Annotated in this window: 13 protein-coding genes; 12 read left to right on the forward strand and 1 reads right to left on the reverse strand. The window is 45.8% G+C overall.

Features of this window, described 5'->3' with window-relative positions:
* Positions 1-3: 3 nt before the first annotated feature.
* From qcrB to ACSW3C_RS04725, 4 genes are all read left to right on the forward strand, one after another.
* Entirely contained in the window at positions 4-678 is a 675-nt protein-coding gene (gene qcrB / locus ACSW3C_RS04710) for a menaquinol-cytochrome c reductase cytochrome b subunit (protein ID WP_184206442.1), read from the forward strand.
* Positions 679-724: 46 nt separating this feature from the next.
* A complete protein-coding gene (locus tag ACSW3C_RS04715; protein ID WP_486561132.1) occupies positions 725-1,489 on the forward strand; it encodes a c-type cytochrome in 765 nt (254 codons plus the stop codon).
* Positions 1,490-1,596: 107 nt separating this feature from the next.
* On the forward strand, positions 1,597-2,202 hold the full coding sequence (gene lhaT / locus ACSW3C_RS04720) for a lipoprotein heptaprenylglyceryl N-acetyltransferase LhaT (RefSeq protein ID WP_486561133.1): 606 nt from the start codon (positions 1,597-1,599) through the stop codon (positions 2,200-2,202).
* Between the two features lie 68 nt (positions 2,203-2,270).
* Positions 2,271-2,942 (forward strand): zinc metallopeptidase, encoded by a 672-nt coding sequence (locus ACSW3C_RS04725; RefSeq protein WP_486561134.1) that lies wholly within the window; start codon positions 2,271-2,273, stop codon positions 2,940-2,942.
* Positions 2,943-2,987: 45 nt separating this feature from the next.
* Here the strand turns inward: ACSW3C_RS04725 and ACSW3C_RS04730 are convergent, their stop codons facing one another.
* Positions 2,988-3,860, reverse strand: coding sequence for a YitT family protein (locus ACSW3C_RS04730; RefSeq protein WP_486561135.1), 873 nt, complete (start codon positions 3,858-3,860; stop codon positions 2,988-2,990).
* Between the two features lie 113 nt (positions 3,861-3,973).
* Between ACSW3C_RS04730 and ACSW3C_RS04735 the strand changes: the two genes are divergently transcribed.
* The 8 genes from ACSW3C_RS04735 to panD all read left to right on the forward strand — a co-directional run bounded on the left by ACSW3C_RS04735 (position 3,974) and on the right by panD (position 10,819).
* Positions 3,974-4,312, forward strand: coding sequence for a nucleotide pyrophosphohydrolase (locus ACSW3C_RS04735; protein WP_486561136.1), 339 nt, complete (start codon positions 3,974-3,976; stop codon positions 4,310-4,312).
* The gene (gene dapB / locus ACSW3C_RS04740; protein WP_486561137.1) at positions 4,309-5,109 is read left to right on the forward strand and encodes a 4-hydroxy-tetrahydrodipicolinate reductase; all 801 of its coding nucleotides are present in this window, start codon (positions 4,309-4,311) and stop codon (positions 5,107-5,109) included. Before ACSW3C_RS04735 ends, dapB begins: the two co-directional genes overlap by 4 nt.
* A gap of 39 nt (positions 5,110-5,148) precedes the next feature.
* Positions 5,149-6,282 carry an N-acetyl-alpha-D-glucosaminyl L-malate synthase BshA gene (gene bshA, locus ACSW3C_RS04745; RefSeq protein WP_486561138.1) on the forward strand — a complete coding sequence of 378 codons (1,134 nt, stop codon included), beginning with the start codon at positions 5,149-5,151 and terminating at the stop codon, positions 6,280-6,282.
* The gene (locus tag ACSW3C_RS04750) at positions 6,279-7,472 is read left to right on the forward strand and encodes a CCA tRNA nucleotidyltransferase (protein WP_486561139.1); all 1,194 of its coding nucleotides are present in this window, start codon (positions 6,279-6,281) and stop codon (positions 7,470-7,472) included. The genes bshA and ACSW3C_RS04750 overlap by 4 nt, the downstream gene beginning before the upstream one ends.
* Positions 7,450-8,433, forward strand: a complete 984-nt coding sequence (locus ACSW3C_RS04755; protein WP_486561140.1) for a biotin--[acetyl-CoA-carboxylase] ligase — start codon at positions 7,450-7,452, stop codon at positions 8,431-8,433. Before ACSW3C_RS04750 ends, ACSW3C_RS04755 begins: the two co-directional genes overlap by 23 nt.
* A 300-nt stretch (positions 8,434-8,733) precedes the next feature.
* The gene (panB, locus tag ACSW3C_RS04760; RefSeq protein ID WP_486561141.1) at positions 8,734-9,567 is read left to right on the forward strand and encodes a 3-methyl-2-oxobutanoate hydroxymethyltransferase; all 834 of its coding nucleotides are present in this window, start codon (positions 8,734-8,736) and stop codon (positions 9,565-9,567) included.
* Positions 9,568-9,587: 20 nt separating this feature from the next.
* Positions 9,588-10,451 (forward strand): pantoate--beta-alanine ligase, encoded by an 864-nt coding sequence (gene panC, locus ACSW3C_RS04765; protein WP_486561142.1) that lies wholly within the window; start codon positions 9,588-9,590, stop codon positions 10,449-10,451.
* On the forward strand, positions 10,439-10,819 hold the full coding sequence (gene panD / locus ACSW3C_RS04770) for an aspartate 1-decarboxylase (RefSeq protein WP_486561143.1): 381 nt from the start codon (positions 10,439-10,441) through the stop codon (positions 10,817-10,819). The genes panC and panD overlap by 13 nt, the downstream gene beginning before the upstream one ends.
* Positions 10,820-10,950 lie beyond the last annotated feature (131 nt).

The following is a 10,950-nucleotide window of genomic DNA, read 5'->3' on the forward strand; positions in this document are numbered from 1 at the left end:
GAAGTGCTAAATAAAATTTATGATTGGGTTGATGAACGGTTGGATATCACCCCTATATGGCGTGATATTGCTGACCATGAAGTACCTGAGCACGTAAACCCTGCACATCATTTTTCTGCATTCATTTATTGTTTCGGAGGTTTGACATTTTTCGTAACGGTCATTCAGATCTTATCCGGTATGTTCCTTACAATGTACTACACTCCGGATATCGAAAATGCATGGAAATCCGTCTACTACCTTCAAAATGAAGTTGCATTCGGTGAAATTGTGCGTGGGATGCACCACTGGGGAGCGTCGCTTGTTATCGTTATGATGTTCCTACATACGCTGCGTGTATTCTTTACAGGTTCTTATAAGAAACCTCGTGAACTTAACTGGATCGTCGGCGTGCTTATTTTCGTCGTCATGTTAGGTCTTGGTTTCACAGGTTACTTATTGCCATGGGATATGAAAGCGTTATTCGCTACTAAAGTAGGTATCGAAATCGCAGCATCCGTTCCATTCATTGGTGAGCAGATCAAGATCCTGCTTGCGGGTGATTCAACAATCCTAGGTGCACAAACTTTGACACGTTTCTTCGCGATTCATGTATTCTTCTTGCCAGCTGCTTTGCTTGGGTTGCTTGCAGCGCACTTTATCATGATCAGAAGACAAGGTATTTCTGGACCACTATAAGATTTAGATGTTGTTTGTCTTATATTTAGAATAAGGAGGGGACAAAATGCATCGCGGAAAAGGTATGAAATTTGTTGGGGATTCCCGGATTTCTGCAAATCGGAAACCCAATGTCCCAAAAGACTACTCAGAATATCCTGGTAAAACAGAAGCTTTCTGGCCAAACTTCCTATTGAAGGAGTGGATGGTTGGAGCTGTTTTCCTTATCGGATATCTTATTGTAACGGTTGCCCATCCGTCTCCGCTTGAGCGTCAAGCCGATCCGACGGATACAACGTACATCCCTGTTCCTGACTGGTATTTCCTATTCATGTACCAGTTACTGAAGTATGAATTTGCTTCCGGACCATACAACGTCATTGGAGCTATTATCATACCAGGTCTTGCAGTTGGAGCATTGATGTTAGTTCCATTTATGGATACTTCAAAAGAGCGTCGTCCATTCAAGCGTCCGCTTCCTACTGGATTCATGCTTCTAGCTTTCGCAGCTATTTTCTATTTGACTTGGGAATCTGTCGTGAACCATGACTGGGAAAAAGCGAAAGCACAAGGTGCAATCGTGGAAGAAGTCGAATTTGACGAGAACTCAGAAGGATATCAAATTTATGCGGGATCGTCTTGTATTGGTTGTCACGGGGATGCGTTCCAAGGTGGCGTTGGACCTGCGTTGGTCAATACTGGCTTAACTGCTGATGAAATTGCAGATATTGCTCACAATGGTATTGGTACGATGCCAGCAGGACAATGGACAGGATCTGATGAAGACTTGCAAGTCCTTGCTGAATTCATCGAAGGTTTAAACAAAGAATAATTAAAAAGAGTCAGGAAACTGACTCTTTTTTTATTATCTTATGTTGATTAAATGAGCGGGATCGCGTAAACAATTGCTCTATATACATATAATGACGGTTTGGAGAGATGTCATTGACTACGCTTAAAGATATGCTGTGGCTCATATTGTCAAATAGATCGTTTTTGTGGATTTTGCTTTTCGTCAATATACTTGGTACGGTATACGGGTATGATTGGTACATGTGGCAGCTCGAAATAACAAAGCCGATTTTTTGGATCTTCGTGCCGGATAGTCCAACCGCCAGCTTGTTCTTTTGTATTGCTCTTTTTGCTTGGCTGATCGGCAAAAACTTTAAATTGATTGAAGCGCTGGCGTTAATTACGCTAGTGAAATACGGTGTTTGGGCCGTGGTCATGAATTTGCTTACATTGGCAGAAACCGGATCGATCGGATGGGCCGGCTGGATGTTGGTCGTTTCCCACTCAGCCATGGCGCTGCAGGCTATCCTCTATATCCCGTTTTACCGCTTTCAATTTAAGCATGTGGTCATCGCAGCTATTTGGACATTGCATAATGACGTCATCGACTATGTATTCGGGCAAATGCCGATTTATCATGATTTAATGCGTCATATGGACCGAATCGGCTACTTCACCTTTTGGTTGTCCATTGGCTGTATATCCATAGCCTATTATGTTTGGAAGAAAAGAACCATCCTTGTAAATGGATAGACGTAATAGTTGCGGACGGCCTTTATGCCATATAAAATAGTAGTATAGAGAAAGGGGAGGAAACGAAGATGTTTTGGATTTATCTGGGCGTCATCATGTTGCTGCCGCTTTATGCTCAGTTTAAAGTGAAAAGTACGTATAATAAATATGTAAGAATACGCTCGACTTCCGGTATGACAGGAGCGGAAGTGGCTCGCATGATATTGGATCATAATGGTCTCCATGACGTGAAAGTAGTGGAGAGCAAAGGATTCCTAAGCGATCACTACAACCCACTTACGAAAATTGTGGCGCTTTCTCCACAAAACTATCATGAAGCTTCTGTAGCGGGAACTGCTGTAGCAGCCCATGAAGTTGGCCATGCTATACAGGACAAGGAGGCATATGCTTTCCTTCGATTCCGCCATCGGTTAGCACCGGTTGCTAATATCACATCAAATGCTTCTTGGATTTTCATCATGATTGGTTTGTTTGTAACGAGCTTAAACTCTTTATTAGGTATCGGTATCCTTTTGATGGCTGTCGGTGTGCTGTTTCAAATCGTTACATTGCCGGTTGAGTTCAATGCTTCCAGCCGTGCGATGAATCAAATCGTTGAACTGGGCATTATTCGGAATGAAGAAGAGCCACATGCAAAGAAAGTGCTAAGTGCAGCGGCGATGACATATGTTGCGGCAACTGCAGTAGCTGTGCTTGAATTGCTCCGTCTCGTGTTGATTTTCACGAACCGGAACGATTAATCGCAGAAAAACCGTCCTTACGAATCGTAAAGACGGTTTTTTTGACTACTTTTCTAACGGTTGCTTCTGATCGTCGAGTGTAAATCCTTCCCCTAACACATCATGGACTTCCGTTACGGAAACAAATGCATGAGGATCGACAGAGTTGACGATATTTTTCAAACGCATTAATTCATTTTTTCCGATTACACAATATAAAATTTCACGGTCGGACTTTGTGAAATGCCCATATCCTCTGAAGACCGTGACACCTCTTTCCATATCGACAGCGATTTTAGTGGCAATCGCATCCTGATGGTCCGATATGATAAAGGCTCCCCGCGCAGCGTAGGCACCTTCCTGTACAAAATCGATCACGCGGGCCCCGACAAAGAGAGCGACGAGTGTGTACATGACAGAACGATGGTCCAGATAGACGATCCATGAAAGCAGAATGACGCCCGCGTCGAACATGAACATCGTGCGCCCCATGCTCCAGCCTCTGTATTTATGGCCAAGCCGGGCGATGATATCCACTCCGCCGGTAGTTCCGCCAAAGCGGAAGATGATTCCGAGGCCGATGCCGATAAAAACACCGGCAAACAGGGCAACAAGGAACATATCTCCTTCCAAGTGAATGTTATATTGGTATTTCATGAAAACCTTTAGAAATACCGAAACAGACACAGTACCGATAACCGTATAAATAAAAGATCGACGGCCGAGCAGCTTCCAACCGAGCAGGAACATCGGAATGTTCAAGACGAGGTTCATGATGGCGGGGTCCCATTTAAATGCAAAGAGCAAAATGAGGGTAATACCCGTAAATCCTCCCTCGGCCAACTCATGTTGAATGTTGAAATGAACCAGTCCAAAGCTGAATATGGCAGCTCCGAGGATGATGAAAATGATATTTTTTAGTTTTATGCCGGCCAACAACCCTTGTCCCGCCTTTCCTTTTGAATACTATCGATATTATTATCAATGATTCCTCAAATTTTGACAACAGTCCCCTGAATGAATACGATATCAAATGGAGGGAGTAGACGCAAATGGAACAATTGAAAACGATGAAACAATTGCAGGATGAAGTACACCAATACATAAGCGGTTTCAAGGAAGGCTATTTTCCGCCAATGGAATTGCTGGCACGCATGACCGAGGAATTAGGCGAACTTTCCAGAGAAGTGCAGCATGTGTATGGCATGAAAAAGAAAAAAGAGACGGAAGCCAAAAAATCTTTGGCTGAAGAGACGGGCGATCTGTTGTTTGTCCTCATCTGCTTTGCTAATGCGCAAGGGATTGATCTGGAAGATTCCCTTACAACAGTTTTAAATAAATTTAAACATCGAGATGCGGACCGCTGGACGAAGAAGGAGGAATTGGATTGACAATCAAAGTAGCAATTGCAGGTGCGAGGGGAAGAATGGGCACTACAGCCAGAAAAGCGATTGAGGAAGCGATGGATGCGGAGGTAGTTGCCGCTCTGGATTATAAATACGGCGGGAAATTCATCAACGGATCTTCCATTGGGGAAGGCCCGGACGGAATTCCGATCTATACCTCTTTAGCAGAATTGGCAAAAGACGTTCAACCGGATGTGTTGTTAGATGTGACGGATCCTGACGCCGTCTTTCATAATGTGAAAGAAGCTATCTCGCTTGGCATCCATCCAGTAGTAGGAACTTCTGGTTTAAGCGAGGAGGAACTGCACTCCATTTCTGAGCTGGTTGATGAAACGGGCGTTGGTGCCATCATCGCTCCTAACTTTTCAATTGGCGCTGTCTTGATGATGAAATTTGCAGCACAAGCGGCGCGATACTTAGGTGATGTCGAGATCATTGAAATGCATCATGACCGGAAATTGGACGCGCCATCCGGAACTGCGGTAAAAACTGCGAACATGATAAAAAGCATCAGACCGATCCATATCCAGGGGCATCCGGAAGAACAGGAGCACTTGGCAGGTGCAAGAGGCGGAGATGTGGAAGGCATGAAAATCCACAGCGTTCGGCTGCCTGGACTGCTTGCCCATCAGCAAGTTTTACTTGGCGGTGAAGGCGAATTACTTACGATTCGCCATGATTCATTTGACCGGAATAGTTTCATGCCGGGAATTATTATGGCCATCCGGCATGTAGCCGGCAGTACCGGCTTAATTTATGGCTTAGAAGAGATTTTAGACTAAAGCAAGCGTTCCAGCTGCTTTTGAGAGGGGTGTTGTCATTTGAGAAAATTAAAAGTGGGAGTCATCTGTTATCCTTCACTTGGTGGATCGGGTGTCGTAGCGACAGAACTAGGATTGAAAATGGCGGAACGAGGCCATGAATTACATTATATTACATCGAGCAAGCCATTCAGATTGCTGGACATTCATCCGAATATCCAGTTCCATGAAGTGAAAATAGATGGGTACGCCGTATTCAAATATCCACCGTACGACATTGCTCTTGCCAATCGGATTGCGCAAGTAATCGAGTCGGAACAGCTGGACCTTTTACACGTACACTATGCGGTGCCTCATGCGATTTCGGCTGCGCTAGCAAAGGATATGGCGAATTCGGATATCGGAGTCATTACAACATTGCATGGCACAGACGTAACTGTACTTGGCCACGATCCTGCTCTCCGAAATACGGTGCGCTATGGCATCGACAAATCCAATGTGACAACAGCCGTATCCGCGTCATTGCGGCAGGAGACGCTGGAACTGATTCAGCCAACGAGTGAAATAATCACAATTTACAATTTCATAGATGAAGAGAAATACAAGCCGGTGGATGCACCTGGACTAAAAGAGGAACTTGGGATTGGCAAAGACGACAAGGTGCTTATCCATATCTCGAACTTCAGAAAGGTAAAGCGAATCCCGGATATTATTGAAAGCTTCCGCCTGATACGCCAGAACGAAAAGGCGAAACTCCTGTTAGTCGGTGAAGGACCCGAATGGAAACCGATATTTGACTTGGTTAAAGAGCATGGGCTTTTGAAAGACGTCATCTTTACAGGGAAGCGGGATGATTTGCCGGAGCTTCTCTCAATCAGTGACGTCATGCTTCTGCTTTCTGAAAAGGAAGCATTCGGGCTTGTCCTGCTAGAAGCATTTGCATGCGGGGTCCCTGCGATCGGCACAAATATTGGCGGCATTCCGGAAGTAGTAGAAGATGGGGTGAACGGTTTTCTTGTTGAGCTTGGCGATACAGAGAGTGTTGCAGAAAAAACACTTAGCCTGTTACAGGACGCCTCATTGCACGAAGAATTTAGGCAGAATGCGTTGCAAACTGTTCCAAGGCGTTTTGATTCGGCCTCTATCGTCGAACGTTATGAAAGCCTTTATTATGAAATGGCGGGAAGGAAATGAACTATCCATTTGGGACAAGTGCCAGCAGAGGAGTCGTGTCTAAGCTGCTCACTGCCGGATATGAAGCGGTTTTTGTCGGTGGTGCGGTGAGAGATCTTTTATTAGGAAAAAAGGCATCCGATATCGACGTAGCTACGTCTGCCACTCCTGAAGAAGTGAAGGAGGTTTTTCCGAATACTGTAGATGTCGGAATTCAACATGGCACCGTTCTTGTTCTGTTTGAAGGTGAACCGATTGAAGTAACAACCTATCGAACGGAAGGTACCTATTCGGATCATCGCAGGCCAGACGAAGTGACATTTGTCAGATCACTCGAAGAAGATCTAAAACGACGTGATTTTACGATGAATGCGATGGCCTTGTCATTGGACGGGAGACTGATCGATCCTTTCGGAGGGAAACAAGACATCGACAATCGTTTAATCCGGGCAGTTGGAGCAGCAGAGGAACGATTCAAGGAAGATGCCCTCCGCATGTTCCGAGCAATCCGTTTTTCTTCCGTTCTTGGCTTTGCCATTGAAGATTCGACTTGCGGTGCAATCGGTCTTTTGGCGCAGGAGATCCAACATATCGCAGCTGAGCGGTTAAAGGCCGAGTGGGACAAGCTTTTCCTCGGCAAGGAACCGACAAGGGCATTCGAGTACATTCGTGAGACTGGTATTGGTACGCATTTGCCGGCCTATCCGGAAACGTTCAGGGCAGCCTCCTGTATGCATGGTCCTTTTCAAACCTCGATGGAAGGCTGGGCGACTTTGATGATGGCGGGTGATTTGGAACCTTTGCAGCTGACCCGTGCCTATAAAATGTCCAATACGGAAAAAACCTTTTTGCGATCCATACATGCGGTACTCCAAACGAGGGAAGCGCAATTTTATTCCAATATCGATTATTATCGATGGGGGGAGCAGGTGCTCCTTGCAGCGGAAGCAATTTATCAATGTCTGCATCCGGATAAGCCGTTCCTCGGCACGGACGAAATTCGGGAAAAGATCGCTGCATTGCCGATCCGGTCAAAACAAGAGCTGGCCGTGACAGGGACGGACCTGCTCAATTGGTCCGAAGCAAAGGGAGGCCCATGGGTCGGCGAATGGCTGGAAACAATCGAACGGGCAGTCATTCTGGGTGACTGCAGGAACGACAGTGAAGAGATAAAGGGATGGTTTCTCCATGAGTTTACGAGGCAAAGATGAAATTTTAAAACAGTTGATGATGAGTGGCGGGACACCGGTTTCTGGTCAAGACATGGCAGACCGAATGGGCGTTTCCCGTACTGCCGTTTGGAAGTATATAAAGGAATTGGAGTCCGACGGCTATCAGATCGGCTCAGTACGAAAAAAAGGATATTACTTGGTGGATACACCAGATGTTGTGAATGCAGCGGCGATTCAACGTCACTTGAAGACAAACGATTACGGCAGGCATATCCAGTATTACGAGAGCTGTCCTACGACACAGTCCATTGCCCATGAAGAAGCGCAAAATGGGGCTGCTGACGGGACGTTGATCATTGCAGAGGAGCAGACAGCCGGAAAAGGCAGAATGTCACGCCCCTGGTCTTCATCGCCACGAAAAGGGATTTGGATGAGCTTAATCATCCGGCCATCTCTCATGCCTCAGCAAGCACCGCAAATGACACTAGTGGCGGCTGTTGCCATTGTCCGGGCAATGGAAGAGGTGGCCGAAGTCCAGCCGACAATCAAATGGCCGAATGATATTTTGATAAACGGCAAGAAAATGACCGGCATCCTTACAGAATTACAGGCGGATATGGATCGAGTCAAAGCGATCATTCTTGGAATGGGCATCAACGCAAATCAGGAAGAAACTGACTTTCCCGATGAATTAAAAGAAATTGCCACGTCGCTACATTTGGTAACCGGCGAAAAGGTCGATCGGTCCCGTTTGGTTGCAGCTATCCTTTATTATTTGGAGTTATATACAAAAATGTATGTAAAGAATGGATTTGCGCCGATTAAATTACTTTGGGAGAGCTATTCCAATACAGTTGGCAAACGGGTCCGTGCCGTTATGTTGAATGAGACGATTGAGGGAACAGCGATCGGCATTTCCGAAGAAGGGCTGTTGGAGCTGAAACTGGATGATGGAACAATCCGGGGAATTTATTCCGCAGATATTCAAATGGCAAAATAACGGTATACAACGATTATGCGTTTTGTTATAGTTAGGCTGAAGGGCAGTATCATCACCGAACTGCACCTGTAACCGGCATGTCTTGAAATTTTATAAGTTCTGCCTTGATCTTGAAAAAGACAGGGACGGAGGAAACCATTACTGCTTACAACACAACCCTTCTGTCCTTTTTTGGATTGGAAGGGTTTTTATTTGTTATTGCAGACAACAGCATAGATATTCAACTTCGGTTTTCTCTAAGAGACAGTTCGAACGCATGGCCTTCAGTGTTGAACTTAATCGAGAGGGAGATGGTAGTAAATGAAGAGCACGGCAGATTTCTTGAAAATGAAGCAAAATGGAGAAAAGATCGTGATGCTGACTGCGTACGATTATCCATCTGCGCAACTTGCAGAGGAGGCGGAAATGGATGTTCTTCTCGTTGGCGATTCACTCGGCATGGTCGTTCTTGGTTACGACTCTACCGTTTCTGTGACGGTAGAAGATATGGTCCATCACGGCAAAGCGGTACGTAGAGGAGCAAGGGACACTTTCATTGTCGTCGATATGCCGTTCGGGACGTACCATGGCTCGGAAGACCGCACCCTTCAGAACGCGATGCGTCTGTTTCAGAAGACGGGTGCGAATGCACTTAAGTTGGAAGGGGCCGGCAAGGTGATTGACGGCATTCGGCTGCTCACTTCAACAGGTATTCCGGTTGTAGCGCATCTTGGCCTGCTTCCACAATCTGCCGCTGTCATTGGTGGTTATAAAGTGCAAGGAAAAACGGCTGAAGCAGCGCAACAACTGATTCGTGATGCGAAAGCTTGCGAGGAAGCAGGCGCCTGCATGATTGTCGTGGAATGCATTCCACACCAGCTTGCGGAAGAGCTTGCAAAAGCGGTGTCTGTGCCGGTCATCGGCATTGGTGCAGGAAGTGCGGTGGACGGCCAGGTGCTTGTTTTCCATGACACGGTCCAATACGGAAAGCACCATGTGCCAAAATTCGTTGAAGCGTATGCAAACATAGGTTCCGAAATAACCGATGGACTAATGGCATACAAGCGCGCTGTCAAACAAGGTGAATTTCCAACAGCCAAGCATAGTTTCACAATGAAAGAAGAAGAGCTGGCTGCCTTGTACGGTGGAAATTGAAAGAGAAGAGGACATAGACGATGGAAGTAATTACCACTAAAAACGAACTGATAAAACACCTGGATCGAAATAATCGTAACGGAAGGTCAATCGGCTTTGTGCCGACGATGGGTTTCTTGCATGAAGGACATTTATCCTTAGTTTCCAAGGCGAAAGCAGATAATGACATCGTAGTCATGAGTATCTTTGTCAATCCGGCGCAATTCGGGCCAGGGGAGGATTACGAAGCATATCCAAGGGATTTGGAGCGGGATATGGCGCTTGCCAAAGATGCGGGGGTAGATTTTTTATTCACACCGTCCGCTAACGAAATGTATCCTACCGACGGAGGAATCCGTATTCTGCCAGGCCAGCAGGCGGATGTTCTGTGCGGCGCATCGAGGCCAGGCCATTTTGATGGAGTTTTGAAAGTCCTATTAAAGCTGTTCAACATGGTGGATCCTGACCGGTCTTATTTTGGAATGAAAGACGCACAGCAGCTTGCCATTATCGAAACATTTGTCCGTGACTTTAATCTTCGGACAGAAATCGTGCGTGTTCCGACGGTGCGAGAGTCAGACGGTCTTGCCAAAAGCTCAAGAAATGTCAATTTAAGTGAAATAGAAAGAAGCGAAGCGCCGGGCATCTACAAAGCGCTGCAGCTCGGCCAACGAATGGTCGGCACAAATGCACCCCATGAAATTGAAAAGGCGATGGCCGAATTTATTACGAATGAGACATCCGGCAAAGTCGATTACGCCAAAGTGCTGTCGTATCCAAATTTAGGCGAAGCAACGGATGAGGACTCGGAAATCATCTTAGCTTGTGCTGTGAAATTCTCCAAAACAAGATTGATAGATAATATTATTATGTCAACAAAGGATGATACTTCATGTTCAGAATGATGATGAATAGCAAACTGCATCGCGCAGTTGTGACCGAAGCAAATTTAAATTACGTTGGAAGCATTACGATTGATCAGGATCTATTAGATGCAGCCGGATTGCTTCCGAACGAGAAAGTGCATATCGTCAACAATAACAATGGCGCGCGATTTGAGACGTATATCATTGCAGGTGAACGCGGCAGCGGGGTCATGTGCGTAAATGGTGCAGCAGCCCGCCTCGTCCAGCCGGGGGATATCATTATTGTCATATCGTATATTTATGTTTCGGATGAAGAAGCAAAACATCATGCGCCTACCGTCCTCATTATGGACGAAAACAATGGAATTAAAGAAAGGATTGTAGAAAAACCAAGCATGACGGTATAATGGGATGCTTAGAGGATGTCAGGCTGTGTGTAAGCCTCCAATTGACGGATTTACCTGGCAATTAGAGGCGGATTCCACAAGGCCGGTCCTCTTTTTTTAGTTTTAATACAGCAAAATCCTCTATTCAGAAC

This window comes from Sporosarcina sp. AD_1 (assembly GCF_057373025.1).